Source organism: Microbacterium sp. NPDC087592 (genome assembly GCF_044743585.1).
Lineage (GTDB): Bacteria > Actinomycetota > Actinomycetes > Actinomycetales > Microbacteriaceae > Microbacterium.
Window position 1 is genome coordinate 1 of the sequence record NZ_JBIUWT010000005.1, and the last position, 23060, is coordinate 23060.

Here is a 23060-nt window from a genome sequence, read left to right on the forward strand (position 1 = left end):
GGGTGAGTAACGGGACTCGAACCCGTATTCACTGACCCCAGTTTGTACCCATATTGCCGCAGAATCACGCGGATTTTGATGTGGTTCGAGTCTAACTCATGCAAGTAATTACTGCTAGATCGGAAATCCAGCGTTTTGTAGTGATGTAGGTGTGCCTGCAATTACTGACTTGAAGGCGTGCCTACAGGCTTCTACGCCGGAACGGACCGGTGGGCCCACTGGTCGACACCCATGCGTGCACTTGCGTACGTGAGACCACGAAGCCGGGTGAGGCAGTGTTCCTCGTACGCATAGATCCCCTCGGCGACGATGCCGAACTCTTCTGCGAGCCAGTGTTGGTCGGGGTTGATCCGCTCGAGCTCTGCGTACTCGTCGGGATCGATGAGCAGGCGTGCCGCGTAGGCGTTGGCCTGCCGTTCTGCCGAGTCGCGGACGTAGAGCCCCTTGCATCGGTGCTGGTAGTAGGCGTGGCCGCACTCATGCGCGAGCACCCAACGTGACTGCGCTTGGGTCATGCCGATCTTGACGACGATGAGTCGTCGATTCGGGAGGAAGTATCCGAGCAGCTCGTCGTCTCCGTTGATCGGCCCGAAGTGGACGCCGGCGCCAAGTCTCCCGGCGTGCTGTATCAGGTCGCGCAGCATGATCCCCCTACTCAGGTCGTGGGTGCTCCGCCTCGTTGCGTCCGCGGTAGGCCGCCAGGTCTACATCGCTCTGGCGCAATTCGAGCTCCTCTTCCGCGGTGAGCACGTTGACATCTTCTTCGTGACCGCCGACATTGAAGACGAGCGTGGGAGTCTCTTCCCCTGCCGCGTGCATCTGCGTGTACGTCACCCAGTCGAACGCTGAGATGCCGAAGGCGTCGGCGAGCACCTGGATGTCGTTCGTCGTCATCGCGCGCGTGTCCTTGACGATCTTCGACCAGTAGTCGTAGCTCCGTGCGCCCGCGGTGACCTCTTCCAGCCACCTGCCGCTGCGGTCGACCTTGCCGTTGTCCGAGAGCACCTTCTTGAGGTACTCGTTCAGGTCGGCTGAGAAACCCTGCGGATCCATGTGCGACTTAGCTCCCATGTGCCCAGAGTACGCCAATTACTGACCAATCTGCGATTCGCTGTTGACGATCAGTAATTACTGCAGTAGCGTCTCAGGCATGACAGGAATTGCTGACACGGACTACCAGACGTCCCTGGCAGACGCGGTGAGGGGCAGACTCGCTGAAGCGGGATGCAACACCATCACGCATCTGGCGGGGGTCATCCACAGAAGCCGCCCGACCGCAGCGAGCAAGTACCACGGACAGACAGGGTACACCGCTGCCGAACTGCAGGACATCGCAGACCACCTTGGCATCACGGTCTACGATCTGAACGACTCCGCCCGTCGCAGGGCAGAGAGACGAGAAGTCAGCGCTCCTGAGGCGTCGAGAATCACTCCGCCTCAGCAGGACGCATGGGCTCAGCCCTCCCGCGCAAAGGCGAGGAGAGCATCATGAGCGCCCTCGACCTGAGGGTGCAGCTTGACGACCTCAAGATCATCACCCTGACCGATGGTGAGATCTGGTCCGCCCGTGACCTCATGCCCTTCGCCGGCTACGAGCGCTGGGAGAACTGGTCGAAGGCAATCAACCGGGCGATCTCGTCCGTGAACGCGTCCGGGCTGGACGCGTCCGACCATTTTCGTGGGGTCACGAAAATGGTCCAGACGGGGTCCGGTGCACGGCGCGAGATCGAAGACCTGCAACTCACCCGGTACGCCTGCTACATCCTGTTCCAGAACGCGGACGGGTCGAAGCCGGAGATCGCGGCACTACAGCAGTACTTCGCGGTGCAGACCCGCAAGCAGGAGATCGCGGCGCCGATGGCGGATGACGAGATCGTGGCGCGTGCGTTGCAGATCACCTCGAACCGGGTGAAGGAGCTCGAGGCGAAGGTTGCCGAGGATGCACCCAAGGTCGAGTACGTGGAGCAGTTCGTTGACCATGACGACGTCGCCACCTTCCGTGCTGCAGCATCCGAACTCGGTGTCAAGGAGACCGAGCTCCGGGACCGCCTGATCGCTGGAGGTTGGGTGTACCGGCAGAAGATCGGCCGACGCTGGTCCGAGACCAAGAACCGCATGGTCGACGAGGTCGAGTACCGGGCCGCCGCCGCGCACGGTGAGAAGTTCGCTCTCCGCCCGCAGCACAACGCACCCCGTCATCACAACGGGCAGGTGCGACAGACGCTCTACATCCGTCAGCCGGCGCTTCCCGCGATCGGGAAGTTCCTCGCACGCCACCTTGAGGCGGTGGCATCGTGACCGATCCGAGTGTCATCACAGTGGTTCCGGGTGTGGAGACCCACGGGGAACAGGAGCAGCAAGTGTTCTCGTCTCAGGCGGGGCTTGCAAGCTTCCAGCCTGGGGTGGAGGTGTCGTCATGACGTCTCACCGGACGCTTGTCGCCGGCTCGATCCGTGGCGCTTCTCTCCAGGCCGCGTGCACGTGCGGTTGGGAGGGTGAGCAGCGCCCCAAGTATGGGACGGCGACATTGAATGGTCGCACTGTCACTGCTCAAGAGTTCGGCGTCGCCGCAGCTCAGGAAGAGATCACCCAGCACCTTGTGGAGGTGTCGAAGTGACTGACACCCTGCCTCTCTGGTTCGCGATCCCGGCCATCATCGTCGCGTGGATCGGTGTGATCGTCCTGGCCGTGCGTGACTCGATCCGCTACTACGAGTCGACCCGAGCGCAGGATCCGGTTGTGGTGACTGGTTCTGGCATCCGTTCGAACCGTTACCCGCGATCGTGCGGAGGTGTGCGATGAACGAGTCGTGCCGGATGTGCGAGGCGGACAGTATCGGCAATCAAATGGTCGACCGATCAGAAGACATCCCACTGTGCAACCGTCACTGGTCTCGCTGGGTGGCTACCTATCTGTGGCCGTCCGAACTCGAACCGCCGTGTTCTGCGCATCTGATCAAGGAGCGTGCATCGTGACTCAGTTCGCTTCCACCCTGTACCCGCAGACCAACCCGACGAGTCCGATCCTGCTGGCAGCGCGGCGAGCCGAAGCGGACGGATGTCTCGCCGACTTTCTGGGCGGGTTTCTCTCGGGCGGCAACACCAATCATCCCCAAATCGAACACGCCCGTCGCGTCCTAACCCGTCTGGCGTCTTTCTCCGGCTGATCACCGTCATCTGATCCGGCTCTACTCCCGTCGCTGGGGGTAGCGCTACTCGGCGTACCCGAAAACAGGTGCGCGCTGACAACTGAACAAACACAACCGGTGAAGATATGCCGGCCCCACGCCATCGGGGTCGGACACCCCCAGATGGGGGCTACGGGATCAGGGAGAACCCACGACGAGACGTGTGGGGGACCGGTGGACCTGTGGTGCACGAGGACGAATGGACCGTAGGGCAGGCAGCCCAGGCCCCTCAGGAACGCAACCGGGTGGAGTCGAAGGAATATCGACAGTTCGCCGCCATAGCTGCACGGGCGGAACCAAGACGCAGGGTGATGCGTCACGTTGGCCGGGGTTTGGTCGCCCGGAACCACGCCACAGGGTTAGTGGCAGCGCAGAGCCGTAAGGGGTTGTCCGGGTTCGAATCCCGGCTGCGCACGGAAAGGAACACCATGTCACGGAAGAACAGGAAGAAGCATGATCCTCTCAACTACTACAACAACCGCGCCGAGGCCGATGCTGTCGAAGCTCGTCGGGCGTCGGAAGCGCTCGGAGCGATCTCCAGTGTCTCCGTTCCTCTTCACGTCAACGTCCCGTCGTTCTCCTTCGATGGGGGATATTGGGGAAGAGCGCAAACACATCGAACTGGAGCCGCTGGAAGTTCCGTCCACGGTTCCAGCGACGGTACCGGAGCAGGAACCAGTGCCCGCATGAAGATGGATGAGTTCTCTGGCACAGGCCTGATGATCGATCCCGTGCTGGAAGAGGTCGGGTTCGCGGTCGGGGTCGTCAGGGGCGTCCGCGCCTTCGACGTCGACGCCCTCGGACGCCTGCGCGGTGTGACGTACAAGCACATCTGGACACCGGGCGAGAACGAAGCGGAGTGCCGTCGAAATCGGTCGGATGCGCTCTGGGCACAGTTCAGCTTCACGCTCAACGTTCGAGGCGGCTTGAGTGTCGGCGAGACTGAGAAGAAGCCCATCGACTACGACCAGCCGCACACGCTCAGCGACTGCAAGCACGGCTTCTACGCCTACTACGACGGATCCAACGACTACCACGACGAGGGCCGCGTGTCTGCCGTTATCGAGGGATACGGCGAAACGGTCATTGGCTCGCGCGGGTTCCGCTGCATGAAGGCTCGGATCGTCGCGCTTCACATACCAACCTCTGTGAAGCCGCATACTGCTCGTCTGGTCGCTCGGAACTATCCGGACATCCCCATCCTCGAATCGTTCGATCAGATGGTTTCGGAGTTCCCGCCCGACAGTGCAGGGAACGAACTGACACCGGATACAGATCCTGACTTCTGGACGCGTTCGGTGTGACGCGTTCAGGCCCGTGCGTGCGCTCACAGATCGGCGCACGGGCACGAGGGGATCGGTTCTGAGTGATCGTGCGGGTGGGAATTCGCACGTAACTCCCGAGAGACCCCCTGGGGCTGGTGCATCACACACCAGCCCCTTTTCTCTTCCCGCCCTGGGGGCGTGGGAACGGTGACAGTCCTGGGGGACTGCCACCACCAACCGGCATGTGGGATGCCGAACCAGTGCAGGGCCGGGCGATCTGGGGATCAGCCCGGCCCTCACTCATTCGACGACGAACGAAGGAGCTGGGCAATGAGTGCATCCGTTGAGGTCAGATGCGGGATCTGCGACGTCGCGATAGGTGATCAGTTCGAGCCCGGTGATGGTGAGTGTCTGTTTCGGGCACATCTCGCGGAAGCGCACCCACGTGAGGCCCGCAGTGTTGCCGCCACCGAGTCAGCGCAGGTTCGGATCCCATGGCCGCCGCGATGACTGAGCGCAGACCAAACCCGGCCATCCACGACTACTGCCGCCCCTGTTTCGGATGGGGCAGCACGACGGTCCGCAAGGGAACCGACTACCAAGACGAAATCGAATGCCTCGACTGTCACGGCAGCGGGCAACAGGCCGCCAAACACGAGATTCGGAGACATGACCATGACTGACCACACGAATGCTGCGCCGGGATCGATCTGGCGGATCACAGGTCACTATCGCTACGACGGGACGTTCAGCGATTGCCTCGCGATCGTTCTCGACCCGGCTTTGCACGGCACGGACGAGACCGTTTTCGCGATGCTCCCTCCGCTCGGATGGGGCGCAGGCATGGACGACAAGGTGATCTCTCCCGATCAGATCATCGCGGCCCATCTCGTCGTCGCTGATCCGTGGGCGGATGTCGTGCCGCTCAACCTGTCGCCAGACGACGAGGTTGGGAGTGGGTCATGACGACGAACAGCATCCCTCCTGTCCTGGTGGAGCGTGCCGACACCAGACCCATACGCCTCGTCCCCCTACGTGACACCCGAGCATGGGCGGCGTTCACCGCCGTGTCATCCGGAATCGCTGGCGCCCTCGTCGGCGGGTGGTTCGTCTACGGGTTGGTGCTCCTCAATGGGTGAGCCGAGGCCGTTTGACCCCCACTCTCCAGACCAGCAGAAGTGTCCAGCTTGCGGACGCTTCATGGCGGTGCGTGAAGAACGCTACGAAGCTGGTGATGCCGATGTCTGGCATGAGTGCACGCGACCTGGATGCATGAAGCGCGAATCCGACGCAATCAATGCCTATTGGGAATCGTTCGACATCGAGCTATTCAAGTCCGCGATGGATGGCGATCTCAATGGGTGACCCCGGCTGCCCCAGGTGCGTCGAGCCGACACCGGGACAGCCGCCACACAACCCCTCGCCGGCGTGCACACGTCGGCCCACCATCGTCCCCCACTGCGCCTGCACGGCCTGCTTTGGGTGAAAGGAACCAGACATGACATCGATCGCTGAACTCGAACACAGACTCCAGATCGCACAAGAAGAGAAGTACGCCGCCGAGCTCCACTACAAGTACGTGGAAGCGAAGGAGACGGCGGCGCTCAACGCGCTCACCATCGCGCGTCTTCAGCAGGGAGAGATGTGATGACCGAGTTCACGGCAAGCAACGGCGGAACGATCCGCGTTGAGGTCGGCGGTAGAACGACTGTCACCGACCACACGCGGGAGCGCCTTACCGACATCGCGGAGACGATCAGTCGCACCGCCTACTTGAACAAGGCTCAGGCATCTGCTCTCCGTGAGTTCTTCCAGCATGAGCGTGACGAAGCCCTCGGACGGTGGCGGTGGCCGGAGAACCCCGACTACGTCGTCTACTCGAACCCGGACGAAGCGTTCGAGCGCATGTTCGGCCCGAACCTCGACCTTGTGATCCTCCGTGATTCCGACGGCATGACAAAGGGCTATGTCCGCGAGGAAGACCAGGGCGGCCCCCCGATGGATCATCGCGTCGGCCACGTGCTCGCGGCTCGGGCCTACTTCGAGGCTCACCCGGAGCGAAAGCCCTGGCACGCTCCTGATGCAGGCGATCACTGGGTTCTGCACATAGCTCACGGGATGGCGTTGTCGGGTGACGAGCATCTCTACAAGTACACGCGATGGGGCAGTCAGGGCCGGTGGGGATTCGTGCCAACAGGCGGAGGGTCTGTCCTTGATCCGACTGACCCGACAATCACTGCTGGTCGTCGCATCTGGCCGGAGGATGCATCGTGACGGACTACAACGGTTTGGTCTACGGACTCGACGAGCAGGTCTATCACCGCCAACCGGGGCTGAGCTCCACCGGGGCGAAGAAGATCCTCCAGTCACCAGCGCACTACAAGCACTACGTGGAGCACCCGGAGGAGCCCAAGGCTGGTTTCGATCTGGGGTCCAGCGTGCACACGAAGGTGCTCGGCGTCGGCGCTGACATTGCCATCTACCCGGACGGGAACGGCCCGGAACGGTTCGAGTACGACGGGACCGAACTGGACAACGTTCTCGCATCGAACGGGGCCATCTCCACCAAGGCAGCGAAGGCGTTCGAAGCGGACGCCCGCGACCGTGGGCTGATCCCCGTGAAGCGGGTCACTGCCCGGGTGGTGGACATCATGGCCGAATCGGTGCTGTCGAATCCGACCGTGAAGGCGTTGCTCGCATCGGGTGACCCTGAGGTGTCGATGTTTGCCACCGACCCCGACACAGGGGTCGCGCTGCGGGGTCGGCTGGATTGGCTGGGACCGCGGATCGTGGACCTGAAAACCACGGCAGGGGACGCGTCCGAATCGGAGTTCGCGATCCACGCGTTCCGGTTCGGATATGACATCCAGCAAGCCATGTACGAGCACACGTACAACCTCATCACCGGCGACAATCTTCCGTACCTGTTCGCCGTGGTGGAGGCGCACGCGCCCTATCTCACTGCCGTGCACGTCCTCGGTGCCGACGAACTCCTCATGGCCCGCAGACGGGCACGGGAGGCCCGTGAACGGTACGCCCGTGCGATCGAGACGGGGGAGTGGCCCGGGTACAAGACCCGCAGTGGTGGGCCTATCGGAATCCTCCAGGCACCCGTCTGGAACGTGAACGCCTACATCGACGAGTTCGAAGGAGCAACAGCATGACCAACCGGACTGTTCACGGAGTGAGTGCCAACGGGCACGACATCGTGCGCTACGACAGGGCGGGAAAGTGGTATCTCGAACCTCGGAATGCCTTCCGTTCGAAGCTGACGGTTGCGCAGGCGGCAGGCCACGCGGCTCTGGGTGTTCACAGGGCGGGACTTCCGGGCGGACAGGCATTCGATGCCATCGTGGCGCGCCTCAAATCAGACGGGAACCGCAATGGCTGACGACATCGACATCCCCGAAGACACGAGGAGATCCCGTCTCCCGAAACCTCACGCACAGGTCATGGATGAAGAGTTCGTGACCGCAGCGGAACGGTTCGCCGCATTCCGCGAAGCACACCCGAACGGGTACGTGGGCTCGAAGATCTACGACACCATCAAGCACCCGGACGGGAACGTGACCTACGTCATGATCGGGTTCGCGTACAGGGAGCGCCCCAAGGGCGTCCCAGTCGCGGAGGGTGCCGACGCTGACGCCTGGGCGCAAGGCTCCACGAACTCGGAAAGCCCAGTCATCGCCGGGTCACCCCTCGAATCGGCCGACACCATCGCCCGCTCGAGGGCGCTCCGCAACCTCGGCATTCTCGACAGCGCCACGAAGGTGGCGAAGGTCAGCGCGCCGCAGACGGACGAACAGATCGGCGCCGACGTCGCCACCGCACGGACACGCGCCGGCCTGTCACAGAGGGAGCTTGCGACAGGCATGTTTGATCGCGGGTTCCAGTGGTCTCAAGCAACTGTCTCCCAAGTGGAGAAGGGGACCAGGCCCTTGCGGTTCAACGAAGGCCAGCACCTGGCCGAGCTCATCCGGTTCCGGACGTGAGCGCGATACCCGCGAAGATCCGTGCCGCAGTGCACGAGCGGGCACAGGGCAGATGCGAGGGGTGCGGCAAGATCGCACCCCTCGAACTGCATCACCGGAAGTACCGGTCCCGAGGCGGGAAACACACCCTGGCGAATCTCGTCGCGTTGTGCGGGTGGGGGAACCACACCGGCTGCCACGGCCTCGCTCACGGACCGAACCCACCTCAAGGGTGGTCGCTCCCATCTGGGCGCTGCGACCCCGCCGAAGAACTGTTCCTGCACCACTGGGGACTCATCTACCTGAAGGACTGACCATGCCTGAACGAATCCAGCTATCCCGGAAGAAGGGGTGGCGCAAGCCCGAGAACACCGTCGTCGTGGCGCGGCCGTCGAAGTGGGGCAACCCGTACAAGGTCGGTGGCGAGATCGTCATCCGTGCCTACGAGGACGAAGGCCGTTTCATCGGGAACGTGGTTCAGACGGTCCGCATCACACCTGGCGTCGCGGTTCAGATGTACCGAGACTTCTGGATGACGAATTGGGCTATCGGTGACCGTCCGAGTAATCGTCCAGGCCCGCGAGAAGTGGAGGATCTGCGCGGGAAAAACCTCGCCTGCTGGTGCCCGCTCGACCAGCCGTGTCACGCGGACGTGTTGCTCGAGATCGCGAACCGGGACCAGTCATGACTCCCGGTCATGTGTTCCCGGCCCGCTACGACGGAACCTGTGCCGCGGAATGTGGATCTCGCATCCATCCCGGCGACGCGGTGCGGTACGACGATGACGACCAGCTGCGGCACGACCAGTGCACCCCGAAGCGGTCCAAGTTCGATATCGGACCCCGTGAGGTTGTCTGCCCGGACTGCTTCTGCATCAGGCCATGCCGATGCCTCGACTGAAAGGAGGGTGAGCCGATGGCCCGCATTAGAACGATCAAGCCCGAGTTCTGGACAGACGGTGCGATGATCGCTCTTCCGTTCGAAGCTCGGCTGTTCTACATCGGAATGTGGAATCACGCCTGCGATCGGGGGCACATGTCCGACGACCCACTCGGGTTGAAGCTCAAGGTGCTTCCTGCGGACATGGTCGATGGGGCTGAACTCATCGACATGCTCATCGCCGCTGGACGCGTGGAGCGTATGGAATTACCAGGCGGGAAGCGGTATTTGTCGATTCCGACGTTCACGGATCATCAGCGTGTGGATACCCGCTGGGCCTCACGGTGCCCCGTCTGCGCTCACCTCGACTCTGCGGAACTCACTGAAACTCACGCGAGTTTGCGTGATCTCACGCCAGGAGGGGAGGGGAAGGGAAAGGAGAGGAACGGAGGGGAGGACGCTGACGCGTCACTCTCCCCCTTCTGCCCCAACCATCCCACCGGCACCGACAAACCATGCAGAGCGTGCGGAACAGCTCGCGAGAGATACAAGCGCGTCCAAGCAGCAGAGAGATCGAAGCCCTCACCGAGACCATTCACCGTGACAGCCGACATGATCTGCCTGGACGGGAATCATCAACTCGTCGCAGACGGAACATGCTCACGCTGCACCTATCGGCCATAGACGCCGACCAACCATCCACAAGGCCACCACCCCGCCCGGGGTAGTGGCCTTTCTCATTGACGGAGGAAGACATGAGTCACACGGTCACGATCACGCGACTTCCGAACGAGGAGAACGACGACTACGACTACGAGTTCGGCGGCACGCACGGCAACGACTGCATGGTGGGTAAGCCGTGTGCACGGAAGTCGTGCCAGGCGATGAACCCCGACTATGACACCGAGCGAAAGAGGCACGGCCTCGAGCACTGGTGGAACTACGACAATCGCGAGTGGATCGTTCACGACACCAAGGCGTGCGCGCTCGATCACGTCTTCGAGTACATCGGCGACATCGAGACGTTCGAAGGCCTCGGCCTCGGCACGTACCCGGTTCGGGTCGAGTGGGAAGACACCTGGTGGCTCGAAGTGCAGTCGTCCACGCCGATCGGAGACGGAGCGCAAGCATGACCCCAACACCAGGACGACCAACCGACTGGGGACTCTCAGACGAATGGTTCACCGACTTCATCACCGACCTCCAGAACTCACCCACACGACGACGCAGGCTCCACCGGGAACGCATCATCGTCCTCCCCGTGAAGCACACACTCGCTGTCGCTTTCCAGGAGAAGACCGAACAGTTGCGGCGATACCTCGCCGGCGAACGAGAGAAGAGCATCGCATGAGCATTGAGACAGCCGTCACCGGTAAGTCGATGGAGCACTACGAGCGATACGTCGACATGCTGTCGCACGTTCTCGCGAACGGGCTCACCCTCGCCACGGACCGTGAGTTCCTGATGTCCCTGGATCCATCGCTGCCCATCCATGAAGCGGTGCGTTCTGCTGCCAGGGATTCGATCAAGTGGCGGTTCGCCTTCAATATCGACGAAATCGAGGGAGAGACCCGATGAATGCCGACGTCATCACCAGCAACACCTACCCGCACGGCACGATCGAGGGCTTCCAGGGTGGTTGCAACACCGCTCACTGCCCTGCAGAGGTCTCCTGCCGCACCGTACACACTCGCTACGTCGGCGACTGGGCGTTCAGGAGACAGGTCAACGCAGGGATGACCCCCGCCGAGATCGTCGCCACCGAAGAGGAGCAAGCGCGGGAAGCCGCAGAAGCCGATCTGACGGCCAAACGGGCCCGACCAGGGGCACGCGCTCGCGCAAGCCACGAAGATGGCCGCGCGGCCGCCAACAAGGCACGCGGCGACGGGCTCGCACTCATCCCACGCCACACCCTCCGCGAACTCCTCAACGCGGGACTCACGGACCGGGAGATCGCCGAAAAGCTCGGACTCCACCGCCGTCAGGTCACCGGCTCCCGCCGCAACGCCGGATACGAACGAAACCCCGACCGGAACCGACGCCCAGCCCCCGCAGCCACGGGGGCTTCTTCGTGAATGGGGAGACCACGCAGACGGGGATTCCGATCATCGACTGTGGCGAGTGCGGCCGTCGCCACCCGGTCACACGCCGGCACTGTGCGGTGTGTGGTTCGCCTAGTCAGTTCCCGCATGAGTTCCATGCAACGACATCGCAGACCGTCGCCATCGATCACTTCGCCGGCGTCGGTTGGGGTGTCGCGTCTCATCGTCTCGGCATCCGGGAGTACGGGGTGGATAACGCCGCGAGCCTGATCCGTATCCGATCAGCGAACCGCATGCGCACTATCTACCGGGACGTCTGGTCAGGACTGTTTCACCCGTGGCTTGTCCCCGCTCACCGGGTCTACATCGCTTCCCCGCCGTGCCAGACGTTCAGCATGGCCGGGAACGGTGAGGGCAGGGCCGCACTGGATGACGTTCTGACCGCGATCGACGAGGAGCGGTGGAAGGACGCAGCAAGCCTCCACGGGCTCACAGAACACATGGACCCACGCACCGCGCTAGTGCTGACCCCGCTCGCGCACATCTGGGCACACCGCCCCGAACTCGTCGCACTGGAGCAGGTGCCCGAGGTGCTGCCGGTATGGCATGCCATTGCGCGAGTCCTCCGCACGTTCGGCTACTCGGTGTGGGCGGGCATCCTCCGCGCGGAACAGTACGGGGTGCCGCAGACCCGGAAGAGAGCGATTCTCATGGCACGACTTGACGGGAAGGTCTCACCACCTGCCCCGACACACTCCCGCTACTACTCCACTGAACCGAACCGGCTTGATCCGGGCGTCGAGAAGTGGGTCAGCATGGCCGAGGCACTGGGCTTCGGACTGGCATCGCGCCCGTCACCCACCATCACGGGCGGCGGAGTCGAGACCGGAGGAGCGGAACCGATCGCCAAGCTCGCCCGCTACACGGAGAGCGACGACTGGGTGCTCCGCGGCAACCAGATCCCGCGTGGGGAGACGGAGTACCACTCACGATCGGTTGAGATGCCCGCTCAGACGATCACCAGCCAGGCAGACTCGTTCCGGTTCGTCGCCCGTAAGGCGATGGGCGCCGGAATGGTGGAGCGCCACGGTGAGCGGCCGGGTAGAACCCTGGATCAGCCTGCCTTCACGATCCGGGGCAATGCAGGCGGGATGGAACCTGGTGGGTTCGTGTTCCGTGAGGAACTACGCGACTGGGAATGGCTGGACGCCCCAGCAATAACCGTGGCCGGCGACCCGCGCATCACGGCCCGTGAGCACCACGAGCACGGCGAGCAGTCGGGAACCTCTCTCCGCCTCACCTACCTTGAGGCTGCCGCGCTGCAGTCGTTCCCTACTGACATGGCGTGGCCTGGCAACCAAGGAGAGAGATTCCTCGCAATCGGCAACGCAGTCCCGCCACTACTCGCCCAAGCCGTGCTGTCTGCCCTCCTCGCGCCCGCGGGAGAACGAGACGCATGGGATCACGTATTCGCGGAGGTAGCCGGATGAGCTGGACTCTCGAGCTCCCATACGAACGCCCACCCAAGGGGCTGTCGGCGAACGACCGCACGCATTGGGCCGTGAAGTCGAAGTCAACGGCTGAGGTTCGCGCACAGGTCAAGTACCTCGCATGGGCGGCAGGGATCGAACCCATGCAGCGATGCCAGGTCGAAGTGATCTGGGTGGTGACGGACAAACGACGCCGAGACGCCGACAACGCTGCGCCGTTCGCGAAAGCAATCTTCGATGGCCTCGCCGCCGACAAGGGCGTGTCAGCGCACATCGTCGCGGATGACGACCCCGCCCACATGGTCAAGCTCATGCCCCGCATCGAGTACCGACCGAACGCGACACCTCACTTCGAGGTGATCGTGACCGACCTGACCCATCGCAGCGATGCGGTCGATCAACTCACGAAGGAAAGACTCACATGAGCAATCCCACACCTGACCTCACGCCCGACGAGCGCGACGAGATCACCCGGTTCGGCATCCACGAGGAAGACCAGGAGGAGGGGCGATGACTGACAACGAGAAGCTGATCGAGGAAGCCGCAAAGGCGATCGTCGAGGTGACCGTCGACTCGATGGATAGTGCGCGTGAACTCGCCCGCGTTGCCCTGGCCGTGTTCGAGAAGGCACACACCCCGACCGACGACGAGCGGGAAGCGCTGGCGTTCGTGATCGAACAGGGGTGGGCCAACCCGACATGGGACGGGGTAACGCTCCGGCCGATCGACCGTCAGATCGCAGATGCCGTGCTCGCTGCCGGGTTCACTCGTTCCGAGATACCGGAGCGAGCCCTCACGTTGGAAGACCTGAGCATCGCGTCGAGTCTGAAAGATCTCGTCGGCGAGGCGCGTAGCGAGGGCGTGTGGTGCTGCGACAACGGATGCGGCAGCGGTGCATGCGAGACGTGCCCGTGCTGCTCGGCCGGTTGGTGCGTCTCGGGTTTCGACGGCGTCCCGGAAGCCCCAGAGGACCGGGAGCGCTGGCTCGAAGTCGCCGCCGAGCACAACCCCGTTGCCGCCGCTCTGCGTGCTGCTGGGGGCGGGGGTGTGCGATGAGCGCCGGTCGGGCGAACAAGAACGACCTGCTTGACTTCTTGAGCAAGGGCGAGGCATGGCAAGCGATTCGCGGTATGGATGCGCCCGGACTTGCCACCGAACTCGACGCGGCTGGCTTCCGTCGCACCGAACCACAGAGCGACGCAGCAAAGGATGAGCGGGTCGTGCGTTACCTGGCCACGGCCACGCCAGAACCGATGAGCGAGTACGCACCGACGACCGAGGAGATCCGGGAGTACGTCGAGACGGGTGGGGAGCCGCGTCCGTGGGTAGCACTCGACGAGGCGGAGAAGTCGCGCGAGCAGGCACGCGCGGCGGCGTTCGACCGCTGGCTGGCCGCTCGCGATGCCGAGGTGCGCGCTGAAGCATGGGACGAGGGATTCACGGATCGTCACGGTCTTCCCGAACACCGGACGTTCCTCGGCGACCGGTTCGCACGCAACCCGTATCGCGTGTCGGTGAAGCAGGGGGGGAACGACGGATGCCGGTTGAGCAACCCATAGGTCCAGCGTTCAAGGGCGGGCCAAACGGAACGCTGATCTACGACATCCTCAGCCCCGACTGCAGGGACGGGAAGTGTGCGGCCTGTACGGGTGATGCATGGAACAACCAGACCGACGAGCCCACGCCCTGTGAGTGTGCCTGTCACGACACGAAGGAGGAGACGTGAGGATCACTAACAGGCTGCGATCTATCCAGGCTCGAAAGAAGCGGTACATCAGCGCGCAGACGTTCCAGAACGCGACCGCGAAGGACATTCCCAACTTCATCCCGCGCGGCCCGTACGCTGCATGGCTACCAAGGAGAACCCGATGACCGAACTCAACGACGTGGTGGATGACCTCACCCTTCCGAAGAACGTCAAGATCGAAACCGACGACGGGTTCACGTGGGCAACCGAAGACGCCCTCCTCGTGCAGCTGCGCGAAGCAGTATCCTCATCCCTGAACTCCGGGTCAGGGGCGGGCGGTTCACCATCCACTCGCAATGTCCTCGACGGCGACGCCCTCCACAAGGCCACCGTGATCACGTCGCAGATCGGCGACTGGTGCCACATGGCCGGAATGAAAGGCGACCAGGTCACCCGTGACCCCGTGACCGACCTCAGAGCCTGGCAAGCCGCGTTCCTCGCCCGGGACGAACCGGAAGAGTTCTACATCGGGCAGATGCGCGCATGGGCGGCACAGATCCGGGCCATGGTGAACCCGCCGAAGGTGATCGAGATCACCGCACCCTGCCCCGTCTGCGGGGAAGGCTCCTACGTCAACGACATGGGGGAGCGGATCACCAACCCCCTCGCCCTCACCTACCGGCCCGACAGCGACCACATGTGGAAGAACTCCAAGGTTCTCTGCCGCGCCTGCGATGCCGTCTGGATCGGCGGCGACGCCATGGAAGAACTCGCGGACGAACTCAACGACAAGGAGACAGCATGATCGAGGAGATCCCGAAGGCGGAGATCGTGCCCTACCCGCCGATCTCCAACCGCATCGAGATCGTCAATTACCAGGACGGAGGAACACGCGTCACGGTCGACGGACAGGACATCACAAGCTGGATCGCGGCCGACAGTGATCTCGCTGTCAGATATGCGGGACCGAACAGGCAACCCACGCTGATGCTCACACTCACCGCGGGGAAGATCACGGCACGAAACGACACGCGGAATCGAACTACACGCATGTAGTTTCATCCTGTACGATGGGAGATGCCTTCCACCACTGTGTGAAAAACCAGCCTCAGACGCCTCTCGTCTGAGGCTTTTCTGTTCCTCCCGGCAGATCGTTGACCCAGCGTCGCGGTTAGCTCGGTCGCAGGACGCCGCAATGACACGCGGCACATAGAGCACCCCATGACGGGAGCTCACCAACTACACACGCCCGAGCCAGTACGGCTGCGGCGGGCACACCGGGAACTACGCTCAACGGCAGAGCGGCAGGGTAGCGCCCTGAGTTGGTGGTTCAAGTCCACCCGTCCCGACAATCTCCTTTCCTTCGACTCCACCCCACTCCACCAAGGGAGGGTGATCGTGCATGTCATCGAGGTCACAGACGACACGTGCATCGCGTGCGACAACAACAAGGACGCACCCGCGTTCGTCCGCGCCTACGTCTACGTGCGCTACCCCTCAGGCCTGACGGCCGCATTCTGCGCCCACCATGGCCACGAACACCGGGACGACCTGATCGCCAAAGGCGCGAAGATATTGGATCTCTCGCACCTCGTACACGGATAGCCAATATGTGCATTAAGTCCGAAGTATGCGAGGAGAGGGCATGAAGATCACGCTCGGCATCGTCGCCGGCATCAGCCTCTCGATCCTCATATACGCGGTCAAGCAACCCACGCTCGACCTGCTCTTCAACCACGACGAACCCGCAGACCCCACCAACTGGGCACCCAAGATGCGGACATGGATCAAGGGAGTGCTGCAACCGTGAGCGCGCGCACGTGGGAAGTGACGACACACGTCACGGGGAAGCCACGCACCGTCGAGATCCGGCTGTACTCCGACGTAAACCACCTCCGAGGCGCGGCGACACGGCACAACGCTTGGTCGGGCGAAACCGGAACGTTCACTGAGGCTGCCGGCGTCTGCCACGGGTTTACGCGCGGTCGAGTCGGCCCGGATGGTCACTGGGATGAAGACCAAACCGTCGCGATCATCCGCCTGGCCAAGACGCACCTGAACCCGCTCGTGATCATCCACGAGGTCGCCCACGCCGCACAGCACATCTACGGCCTGGACTACGACGACGGCAAGCACGTCGAAGAGCACATGCACTCCGGCAACGAAGACTTCGCCTACCTGATGGGTGAACTCGGGTCAGCAGTACTGGGCATCTTCTCCGCAACCTTCACAGAGGAGACGCCGTGAGCGACATTCGGGAAGTGCACGACGCCGTTCGCACCAACCTCCGACGCCGCCGCGAACTCGCCCGCATGCCTCGCGCCGAGCTCATCGACTACATCGTGAGCATCGAAGACAACCTCGCCGCCCTCGCCACACGCATCGACCACGCCTACAGGGACGAACCATGACCACCGACTGCGAGATGTGTGGCGACACCTACCCGTCCATGCGAGCAGCGTGGATGTGCGAAGAACGCGACATCGCCGAGGCAAAGGAATCCCGACGCCCCGTACGCCACATCATGAGGCCTGGCCGGGACTACTGGGACGACGACTAAGGGGGAGGGATGGCCTGGGAGAACAACCGCCCCACCCACGTCCCGACCGCCGTGCGCGAAGCCTGCCTCGAGCGAGACGGGCACAGATGCACGCAGACCCAACGCGACGGCAACCGCTGCCCGGAAACCACACGCCTCGAAGCCGCGCACATAGGGCAATGGCACGAAGGTGAACAGACCACAGTCGCCATGGTCCGCACACTCTGCCACTGGCACCACAACCGTGAGACCCAAGCACAAGCAGCAACAGCACGTGCAGCAACACCACGACCACAACTCAACCACCCAGGCGAAACACACCCAGCGCTCCGGTAGCCCCCGCCCGGACCCCCACCCGCCCCCTCCGCTCCGCGGGAAGGTGCTGTGGAAAATCCTGCGTACGAGTCTGGGGGATTTGGCCCTGGCTGCCGTGCGGTCGTCTCCAGTGGGCCGTTCTCGCCCCAGGCGTGCGTGGATGTCGCTCGGATGCCTCGTGCGCTTATATCGGCGTCTGGCGCGGAAAGTGTTACAGCTTCCGCCCGGTCACGGTGATGTATCGGCCGGTCGAGTAGCGCTCGACGCGCAGTCCGTTCTCGACCTTGCGAGTGCCGGCTGATTCTTCGGCGTGGTGCCAGATGTGGATGCCGTCTCCCGATGGCGAAATCTCAGCGTAGAAGTGCTCGGTGCTCTCGACGAGCTCGAGTGCGCGCGGGTCGATCGTTCCTTCCGTGACGCAGTGGTCGACGTCGATGCAGCCAATGCCGTCGCCGAGGACGAAGCCGAGGCCGACGCCCGCTTCGGACTTCTTCGCTGTTGCGAAGTCGGTCCAGGTCTTCGGGTTGGTGCTGGAGGCGATGTCGCCGCTCGCGGTGAGAGGGATTTTGGTCCTGCTGTATCGCACCCACCTGTCGCGGCTAGTGAGTTCGCGCGGCACCGGGTTTCGGTGTGCTGCGACCCTGCAACGGGTTGAGCAGTACCGCGCCTGAGCGTTCTTTCGAACGATGCTTACCCCGCAGTGTTCACACTCTCGCATCCTTCCAGTGTAACGGTTTTTGGTGCGTAATTACGTACATTCTCCTGCCCGAAACGGGCATCCCGAAACGGGCTGGAGGCTCACATGGCTGGCAACGGTCCTGCCCCAAAGAATCCGAACAAGCGCGCACGCAAGAACACCGATGTCGCGCCTGTCCGGTATCTCACGCCGGCGCGTGCGGTCACTCGGCCGGATCTTCCGGAGTTCGAGGTGGAGATCCGCCCCAAGGATGGCGAGCCGTACATGGTGCCGTTCAACTGGCCGGATGCGACGCGCGGATGGTGGGACATGCTGCAGCATCACCCGCTTGTGAACGAGTTCTTCGACACGGACTGGGCGTACCTGCTGGACACGGCGCTGATTCACGCGTCGTTCTGGAAGGGCAACCTGAGCATGGCTGGTGAGCTCAGGCTGCGTGAGGCGAAGTACGGCTTCACTCCGGAGGATCGGGCCAAGCTGCGGATCTTCTCTGCGGCGGCGGTCGAGGGTGAGTCGAAAGCTGTTCTCGGCGCCGTCAAGGTGTCGTCTGCACGGGATCGGTACGGTTCCACGAAGCGGCTGGAGGCGTAGTGCCTTGGGAGCCGCTGTCTGAGGACGACTTCCCCACTCTCGGGTGGACGGTCGCTGAGCAGATGGAAGAGTACCTCGGACGCCCGGATGCTGGCGACGACGAGCAGTCGGATCCGTTCATCGTGACGCGAGAGCAACAGGACTACCTGAACGAGCTCTACCGCCTTGATCCGCTCACCTGCAAGCGTGTGATTCACCGCTCAGTGCTGATGCGGCCTCGAGGCTGGGGCAAATCTCCATTCGTCGGCGGCATCATGATCGCTGAGGGGCTGTTCGATGTCGTCCCCGATGGGTGGGGCGCGGACGGGCAGCCCGTTGGTAAGCCATGGTCGTCCGTTCGCACCCCGTACGTGGCGATCGCCGCGGTGACGGAAGAGCAGACGAAGAACACCTGGGAGCCCCTGCTCGAGATGCTGCGGAACGGCAGCGCGCCCGACGAGTTCAACTGTGACCCGATGGACTCGTTCGTCGCGCTCGAGCGTGGACGTATCGCACCGATCACCGCGTCCCCGTTGTCGATCAAGGGCTTCAAGGCCGTGGCTGCGTCGATGGATCAGACAGAGACGTGGCTGAGGTCGAACAGTGGCGTGAAGCTTGCGCAGACGCTCCGCAACAACGCCACGAAGCTCGGCGGGGTGACGATCGAGACCCCGAACGCGTACACGCTCGGTGAGCGGTCGGTTGCTGAGGCGTCGTTCGAGTTCTGGGACAAGATCAAGTCGGGCAAGCATCCGGCGCTGGAAGACGTGCAGTCGATCTACTTCGACCACCGCGTCACCCCGACAACAGACATCGGCGATCGCGAATCGTTGATCGATGGACTGCGCGTTGCCTATGGCGACTCATCCAAAGATGCCCGCGGGTGTGTACTGCACGATCCGCCGTGCGAGCCGGGTTGGTCGGACCTCGAGCGTATCGCTGACGACTTCCTCGACACGTCGAACGACCCTGCGCAGATGCGTGCCGACTTCCTCAACCAGGTTGACGCCGCGCGCGACGCCTTCGTGACCGACCCCGAGCTCCGCGGAATCATCGCGGACAAGGTGATCACGAAGGGCGAGCCCGTCACGCTGGGCTTCGACGGGTCATCGGGACGCAAGCGCGGCATCGCCGACTCGACCGTCCTCGTCGGGTACTCCGTAACGCAGAAGCACCTGTTCAAGGTGGGCCTGTGGGAGCAGCCCGAGGGCCCGAAGGGTGAGGGGTGGAAGCCGTCGAAGCTCGAGATCGAGCAGGCGGTGGCTCAGGCGTTCAAGGACTACAACGTCGTCGGGTTCTACGCGGACCCGTCTGATGGTTGGGCCGGCGAGGTCAAGCAGTGGGAAGCGACGCATCACAAGCGCCTCAAGGCGAAGATGACCACTGCGGAGCCGATTCGGTGGGCTCAGAAGAACGTGACCCGCACCTGTGAGGTCTTCGAGCAGTTGTACCAGTCGATTTCTAATCGCGAGATCACGTTCGATGGTCACCCCGACATGATTCGGCACTTCCTCAATGCGCGACGCGATCCGCGGCGCGCAGGGTACGTGCTGAAGAAGCCGGACGACGATCAGGACTTCTCGAAGATCGACCTCACGTGGGGTTCGATGATGGCTCTCGCGGCCGGTCTCGATGCGGTTGGTAAGGGTGTGAGCGGCACGCGCAAGCGGGCAGCTCGACGAATCAGATAGGGGGTGATCCGGTGACACCGCAGGAGTATCTACCGATTCTGCTGGCGGCTCTGAGTGAGCGTCTGCCAGAGGTGAAGCTGTCGCGGCGGTACGTGAACGGTGACGCGCCTCTCCCCGAGATGGGAGCGAACCTCCGCGAGTCATGGGTGGCGTTCCAGCGGAAGTCGCGCACCAACCTCGGCGGTCGCACCTGCGAATCTCTCGCAGGCCGCATCATCCCGCTGGGTGTCCGAGTCGGTGATAACGCCAGCGACACCGCGGGCGCCGCACGTCGCTACTACCGCGACAACCGTCTCGGCATCGTGTTTGCCGACGCGGCATGGAACGCTCTCACGACCGGCTTCGGATACCTTCTGACGCAGGACATCGACGGCCGCGCGGTTACGACCAGCGAGCGGCCCGAGCAGATGATCACGATCCCCGACCCTCTCCAGCCCTGGCGGGCAATCGCCGGGGTGAAGGCGTGGCGAGACAAGACCAAGGGCATCGATCACGCCACCGTCTGGGTTCCCGGGTTCGAGCAGCGGTTCACTCGCGGCGCGAAGACCGAGTACGGGTCATACCGGCGCCTGACCAACGATGGCTGGGATGCCGGCGAGCTCGTCGAGTACGACGGCGGTGTGCCGATCCAGGTTCTCGAGAACCCCCACGGCGTCGGTGAAGTCACCGCGCACCGTGACGTGATCGACCGCATCAACCTCGGAAAGCTGCAGCGACTGGTCACTGTCGCGATGCAGGCCTACAAGCAGCGCGTCGTCGATGGGCTGCCCGAGCCCGACGAGGAAGACCCCGTCGACTACGGAAAGGTCTTCGACCCCGCCCCCGGAGCGATCTGGGATCTCCCTGAGGGCGCGAAGCTCACCGAGCTCTCGGATGGTTCCGCGGGCATCCAGGCGATGCTTCAGGGCGAGGAAGCTGACGTTCGCGAATACTGCGGTGTCACCGGAACTCCGATGTCGAACTTCCTCTCCGATTCGCAAAACCAGTCCGCTGAGGGTGCGATGAACGCGAAAGAGGCAGAGATCTCGAAGGCGGAGAAGCGGATCGAACTATTCCGCCCCGCGTTCGAAGGATCGATCCTCGACGCGATGCGCGTGGAAGGCGTCGATGCTGGCGAGACGATCGAGGTGGAGTTCGCTCCGACCGCCTTCGTCTCGTTCGGTGAGCGCGCCCAGGCGGCGAACCTCGCGAAGACCGCGGGCATGCCGACGCGGTGGATCGCCCGCAACATCTGGGGCCAGTCCGCGGACCAGGTCCGTGAGATCGAGACCGACATCGCGTTCGAGCAACTGACGCTCTTCGGTGCAGCGAATGGTGACGCAGCTTAGCTACCAGCAGGCGGTTGAGCAGGTTCGCAACCGCCTGCTGACGGCCGCGAATCGACTCTGGTTCAACATGGGGTCGTACCGGGATGCCGATATCGACCGTCTTGTCGCTCTCGTTGTTCCGCACGTGCAAGCTGGCCAGATACAGGTCGCCAACCTCACGGAGGCTTACTTCCAGGCCGTGGGAGCTCGCGCGGGGATCGATGTTCAGTACGTGACGGGAGGCCGCGGGATCCCCGCCGATGAGGTCTATCGGCGCCCCGCAACCACCGTCTACACGGCGCTCTCACAGGATGCCCCGATGGCACTCGCCGTATCTGAGGGGGCTACTCGGCTTGGCTCTCTGATCGCGACCGACCTGCAGATGGCGAAAGTCCGTCAGGCTCAACGCTCCCTGCAGTCAGCCGGCATCACGGCGTTCATCCGCGTACTGACCGGGAATGAGAACTGCGCCTTGTGCGTCATCGCATCCACGCAGCGGTACTGGACGGGCGAACTCAGCCCGATCCACCCAGGGTGCGACTGCTCGGTTGACAAGCTGCCTCCGGGGTTTGACCCGGAAGAACAGATCATCAACAACGATCTGCTCGAGCTGACCCACGCCACCATCGAACAGAAGCTCGGCGCGACAGACCGGGGAGCACGTGAACTCGGGCTCGGGAAGACCGTCCGAGACAAACCCGTCTCTGACTACACGGACCTGATCGTCACGCGTACGCACGGCGAGTATGGACCCACCCTCTCGTGGCGCGACGAGAAGTTCACCAGCAAGGCGCAGATCGCCGCGCTCAACTAGACGACCGCACGAAGCGGTTCTGGCCCCACTGAACGGTGGGGCTTTTCTATACCCCGAAACGGGAGAGGAAAGAGATGTCAGACATCACCGACGAGGAACTGGAACAGCAGCGGCCGGCAGATGACGCCCCTGAGTCTGAGTGGAAGAAGTACGCACAGACGTGGGAGAAGCGAGCCAAGGCGAACGCCAAGGCTAGCCACGGGGTCACCGCAGACGAGCTTGAAGCGCTGCGCGCGAAAGCCCAGAAGGCTGACGAGCTCGAAGACGCTGCTCGGACCGATCTGGAGAAGGCTCAGGCTCGAGCGGATGCTGCCGAGGCGAAGATCGCGGAACGCGACAAGGCTGACGCGGCACGAGAACTCGCAAACGAGGTTGCGAAGGCGAAGAGCGAGGGGCGTTCCACGCCCATCTCTGCTTCGATCCTCCGCGGATCCACGCGCGAAGAACTCGAAGCACACGCTGACGAGATCCTGGCGCTCCTGCCAGACAAGCCGAAGGCCGCAACCGCTGGAACCGGTGGCGACCGCGGTGACGACATCGAAGGAGAAGAGGCTGACGCGAAGGACATCGCGGCCAACGTGCGTCTCTGACTCTCCCGCCTCAACG

The 23060-nt window shown here is 63.3% G+C and carries 36 protein-coding genes and 1 tRNA gene; 34 read left to right on the forward strand and 3 right to left on the reverse strand.

Features of this window, described 5'->3' with window-relative positions; all coding sequences use genetic code 11:
* Nucleotides 1-191: 191 nt before the first annotated feature.
* The gene (locus tag ACIOTO_RS19620; RefSeq protein WP_400859171.1) at nt 192-644 is read right to left on the reverse strand and encodes an ImmA/IrrE family metallo-endopeptidase; all 453 of its coding nucleotides are present in this window, start codon (nt 642-644) and stop codon (nt 192-194) included.
* A gap of 7 nt (nt 645-651) precedes the next feature.
* A complete protein-coding gene (locus ACIOTO_RS19625; protein WP_400859173.1) occupies nt 652-1071 on the reverse strand; it encodes a hypothetical protein in 420 nt (139 codons plus the stop codon).
* Nucleotides 1072-1488: 417 nt separating this feature from the next.
* On the opposite strand from ACIOTO_RS19625, the gene ACIOTO_RS19630 reads away from it, so the two are divergent.
* The 29 genes from ACIOTO_RS19630 (at nt 1489) to ACIOTO_RS19770 (ending at nt 16932) form a co-directional block, all read left to right on the forward strand.
* Complete coding sequence (locus ACIOTO_RS19630) at nt 1489-2298, forward strand: phage antirepressor KilAC domain-containing protein (RefSeq protein ID WP_400859174.1); 810 nt, start codon at nt 1489-1491, stop codon at nt 2296-2298.
* A 315-nt stretch (nt 2299-2613) separates the two neighbouring features.
* Complete coding sequence (locus tag ACIOTO_RS19635) at nt 2614-2802, forward strand: hypothetical protein (protein ID WP_400859176.1); 189 nt, start codon at nt 2614-2616, stop codon at nt 2800-2802.
* A gap of 169 nt (nt 2803-2971) precedes the next feature.
* Nucleotides 2972-3166 carry a hypothetical protein gene (locus ACIOTO_RS19640; protein ID WP_400859177.1) on the forward strand — a complete coding sequence of 65 codons (195 nt, stop codon included), beginning with the start codon at nt 2972-2974 and terminating at the stop codon, nt 3164-3166.
* Nucleotides 3167-3615: 449 nt separating this feature from the next.
* Nucleotides 3616-4491 carry a hypothetical protein gene (locus tag ACIOTO_RS19645; protein ID WP_400859179.1) on the forward strand — a complete coding sequence of 292 codons (876 nt, stop codon included), beginning with the start codon at nt 3616-3618 and terminating at the stop codon, nt 4489-4491.
* A gap of 630 nt (nt 4492-5121) precedes the next feature.
* The gene (locus ACIOTO_RS19650; RefSeq protein ID WP_400859181.1) at nt 5122-5418 is read left to right on the forward strand and encodes a hypothetical protein; all 297 of its coding nucleotides are present in this window, start codon (nt 5122-5124) and stop codon (nt 5416-5418) included.
* Nucleotides 5415-5591 carry a hypothetical protein gene (locus ACIOTO_RS19655; protein WP_400859183.1) on the forward strand — a complete coding sequence of 59 codons (177 nt, stop codon included), beginning with the start codon at nt 5415-5417 and terminating at the stop codon, nt 5589-5591. Before ACIOTO_RS19650 ends, ACIOTO_RS19655 begins: the two co-directional genes overlap by 4 nt.
* 61 nt (nt 5592-5652) lie before the next feature.
* Nucleotides 5653-5817: a hypothetical protein gene (locus tag ACIOTO_RS19660; RefSeq protein ID WP_400859184.1), complete on the forward strand. Its 165-nt coding sequence runs from the start codon at nt 5653-5655 to the stop codon at nt 5815-5817.
* A 133-nt stretch (nt 5818-5950) separates the two neighbouring features.
* A complete protein-coding gene (locus ACIOTO_RS19665; RefSeq protein ID WP_400859186.1) occupies nt 5951-6100 on the forward strand; it encodes a hypothetical protein in 150 nt (49 codons plus the stop codon).
* The gene (locus ACIOTO_RS19670; protein WP_400859187.1) at nt 6100-6726 is read left to right on the forward strand and encodes a hypothetical protein; all 627 of its coding nucleotides are present in this window, start codon (nt 6100-6102) and stop codon (nt 6724-6726) included. The genes ACIOTO_RS19665 and ACIOTO_RS19670 overlap by 1 nt, the downstream gene beginning before the upstream one ends.
* Entirely contained in the window at nt 6723-7616 is an 894-nt protein-coding gene (locus ACIOTO_RS19675) for a PD-(D/E)XK nuclease-like domain-containing protein (protein ID WP_400859189.1), read from the forward strand. Before ACIOTO_RS19670 ends, ACIOTO_RS19675 begins: the two co-directional genes overlap by 4 nt.
* Nucleotides 7613-7843, forward strand: a complete 231-nt coding sequence (locus ACIOTO_RS19680) for a hypothetical protein (protein ID WP_400859191.1) — start codon at nt 7613-7615, stop codon at nt 7841-7843. Before ACIOTO_RS19675 ends, ACIOTO_RS19680 begins: the two co-directional genes overlap by 4 nt.
* Complete coding sequence (locus ACIOTO_RS19685; RefSeq protein ID WP_400859192.1) at nt 7836-8444, forward strand: helix-turn-helix domain-containing protein; 609 nt, start codon at nt 7836-7838, stop codon at nt 8442-8444. Before ACIOTO_RS19680 ends, ACIOTO_RS19685 begins: the two co-directional genes overlap by 8 nt.
* A gap of 29 nt (nt 8445-8473) precedes the next feature.
* Entirely contained in the window at nt 8474-8737 is a 264-nt protein-coding gene (locus ACIOTO_RS19690) for an HNH endonuclease (RefSeq protein ID WP_400859271.1), read from the forward strand.
* Nucleotides 8738-8739: 2 nt separating this feature from the next.
* Nucleotides 8740-9111 carry a DUF4326 domain-containing protein gene (locus ACIOTO_RS19695; protein WP_400859194.1) on the forward strand — a complete coding sequence of 124 codons (372 nt, stop codon included), beginning with the start codon at nt 8740-8742 and terminating at the stop codon, nt 9109-9111.
* A gap of 946 nt (nt 9112-10057) precedes the next feature.
* On the forward strand, nt 10058-10435 hold the full coding sequence (locus ACIOTO_RS19700) for a hypothetical protein (protein ID WP_400859196.1): 378 nt from the start codon (nt 10058-10060) through the stop codon (nt 10433-10435).
* A complete protein-coding gene (locus ACIOTO_RS19705) occupies nt 10432-10653 on the forward strand; it encodes a hypothetical protein (RefSeq protein WP_400859197.1) in 222 nt (73 codons plus the stop codon). The genes ACIOTO_RS19700 and ACIOTO_RS19705 overlap by 4 nt, the downstream gene beginning before the upstream one ends.
* Nucleotides 10650-10880, forward strand: a complete 231-nt coding sequence (locus ACIOTO_RS19710) for a hypothetical protein (RefSeq protein WP_400859198.1) — start codon at nt 10650-10652, stop codon at nt 10878-10880. Before ACIOTO_RS19705 ends, ACIOTO_RS19710 begins: the two co-directional genes overlap by 4 nt.
* Nucleotides 10877-11377, forward strand: a complete 501-nt coding sequence (locus tag ACIOTO_RS19715) for a hypothetical protein (RefSeq protein ID WP_400859199.1) — start codon at nt 10877-10879, stop codon at nt 11375-11377. The genes ACIOTO_RS19710 and ACIOTO_RS19715 overlap by 4 nt, the downstream gene beginning before the upstream one ends.
* On the forward strand, nt 11374-12834 hold the full coding sequence (locus tag ACIOTO_RS19720) for a DNA cytosine methyltransferase (protein ID WP_400859201.1): 1461 nt from the start codon (nt 11374-11376) through the stop codon (nt 12832-12834). The genes ACIOTO_RS19715 and ACIOTO_RS19720 overlap by 4 nt, the downstream gene beginning before the upstream one ends.
* Nucleotides 12831-13259, forward strand: coding sequence for a hypothetical protein (locus ACIOTO_RS19725; RefSeq protein WP_400859203.1), 429 nt, complete (start codon nt 12831-12833; stop codon nt 13257-13259). Before ACIOTO_RS19720 ends, ACIOTO_RS19725 begins: the two co-directional genes overlap by 4 nt.
* Before the next feature lie 85 nt (nt 13260-13344).
* The gene (locus tag ACIOTO_RS19730; protein WP_400859205.1) at nt 13345-13890 is read left to right on the forward strand and encodes a hypothetical protein; all 546 of its coding nucleotides are present in this window, start codon (nt 13345-13347) and stop codon (nt 13888-13890) included.
* Nucleotides 13887-14393: a hypothetical protein gene (locus ACIOTO_RS19735; protein ID WP_400859206.1), complete on the forward strand. Its 507-nt coding sequence runs from the start codon at nt 13887-13889 to the stop codon at nt 14391-14393. Before ACIOTO_RS19730 ends, ACIOTO_RS19735 begins: the two co-directional genes overlap by 4 nt.
* A gap of 309 nt (nt 14394-14702) precedes the next feature.
* Entirely contained in the window at nt 14703-15326 is a 624-nt protein-coding gene (locus tag ACIOTO_RS19740; RefSeq protein ID WP_400859208.1) for a hypothetical protein, read from the forward strand.
* Nucleotides 15323-15577 carry a hypothetical protein gene (locus tag ACIOTO_RS19745; RefSeq protein WP_400859210.1) on the forward strand — a complete coding sequence of 85 codons (255 nt, stop codon included), beginning with the start codon at nt 15323-15325 and terminating at the stop codon, nt 15575-15577. Before ACIOTO_RS19740 ends, ACIOTO_RS19745 begins: the two co-directional genes overlap by 4 nt.
* 222 nt (nt 15578-15799) lie before the next feature.
* Nucleotides 15800-15870 (forward strand) — tRNA-Ala (locus ACIOTO_RS19750).
* Nucleotides 15871-15913: 43 nt separating this feature from the next.
* Nucleotides 15914-16126: a hypothetical protein gene (locus ACIOTO_RS19755; protein WP_400859212.1), complete on the forward strand. Its 213-nt coding sequence runs from the start codon at nt 15914-15916 to the stop codon at nt 16124-16126.
* Between the two features lie 40 nt (nt 16127-16166).
* The gene (locus ACIOTO_RS19760; RefSeq protein ID WP_400859214.1) at nt 16167-16331 is read left to right on the forward strand and encodes a hypothetical protein; all 165 of its coding nucleotides are present in this window, start codon (nt 16167-16169) and stop codon (nt 16329-16331) included.
* Entirely contained in the window at nt 16328-16768 is a 441-nt protein-coding gene (locus ACIOTO_RS19765; protein ID WP_400859215.1) for a hypothetical protein, read from the forward strand. The genes ACIOTO_RS19760 and ACIOTO_RS19765 overlap by 4 nt, the downstream gene beginning before the upstream one ends.
* The gene (locus ACIOTO_RS19770) at nt 16765-16932 is read left to right on the forward strand and encodes a hypothetical protein (RefSeq protein ID WP_400859217.1); all 168 of its coding nucleotides are present in this window, start codon (nt 16765-16767) and stop codon (nt 16930-16932) included. Before ACIOTO_RS19765 ends, ACIOTO_RS19770 begins: the two co-directional genes overlap by 4 nt.
* Before the next feature lie 654 nt (nt 16933-17586).
* On the opposite strand, the gene ACIOTO_RS19775 is transcribed toward ACIOTO_RS19770, so the two are convergent.
* A complete protein-coding gene (locus ACIOTO_RS19775) occupies nt 17587-17961 on the reverse strand; it encodes a hypothetical protein (protein WP_400859219.1) in 375 nt (124 codons plus the stop codon).
* 216 nt (nt 17962-18177) lie between these two features.
* Between ACIOTO_RS19775 and ACIOTO_RS19780 the strand changes: the two genes are divergently transcribed.
* The 5 genes from ACIOTO_RS19780 (at nt 18178) to ACIOTO_RS19800 (ending at nt 23044) form a co-directional block, all read left to right on the forward strand.
* Nucleotides 18178-18663, forward strand: coding sequence for a hypothetical protein (locus ACIOTO_RS19780; RefSeq protein ID WP_400859220.1), 486 nt, complete (start codon nt 18178-18180; stop codon nt 18661-18663).
* A gap of 62 nt (nt 18664-18725) precedes the next feature.
* Nucleotides 18726-20333, forward strand: a complete 1608-nt coding sequence (locus ACIOTO_RS19785) for a hypothetical protein (RefSeq protein ID WP_400859222.1) — start codon at nt 18726-18728, stop codon at nt 20331-20333.
* 11 nt (nt 20334-20344) lie between these two features.
* Nucleotides 20345-21661: a phage portal protein gene (locus tag ACIOTO_RS19790; protein ID WP_400859224.1), complete on the forward strand. Its 1317-nt coding sequence runs from the start codon at nt 20345-20347 to the stop codon at nt 21659-21661.
* The gene (locus ACIOTO_RS19795) at nt 21645-22454 is read left to right on the forward strand and encodes a hypothetical protein (protein ID WP_400859226.1); all 810 of its coding nucleotides are present in this window, start codon (nt 21645-21647) and stop codon (nt 22452-22454) included. The genes ACIOTO_RS19790 and ACIOTO_RS19795 overlap by 17 nt, the downstream gene beginning before the upstream one ends.
* 35 nt (nt 22455-22489) lie before the next feature.
* Nucleotides 22490-23044 carry a hypothetical protein gene (locus ACIOTO_RS19800; RefSeq protein ID WP_400859228.1) on the forward strand — a complete coding sequence of 185 codons (555 nt, stop codon included), beginning with the start codon at nt 22490-22492 and terminating at the stop codon, nt 23042-23044.
* Nucleotides 23045-23060: the final 16 nt, after the last annotated feature.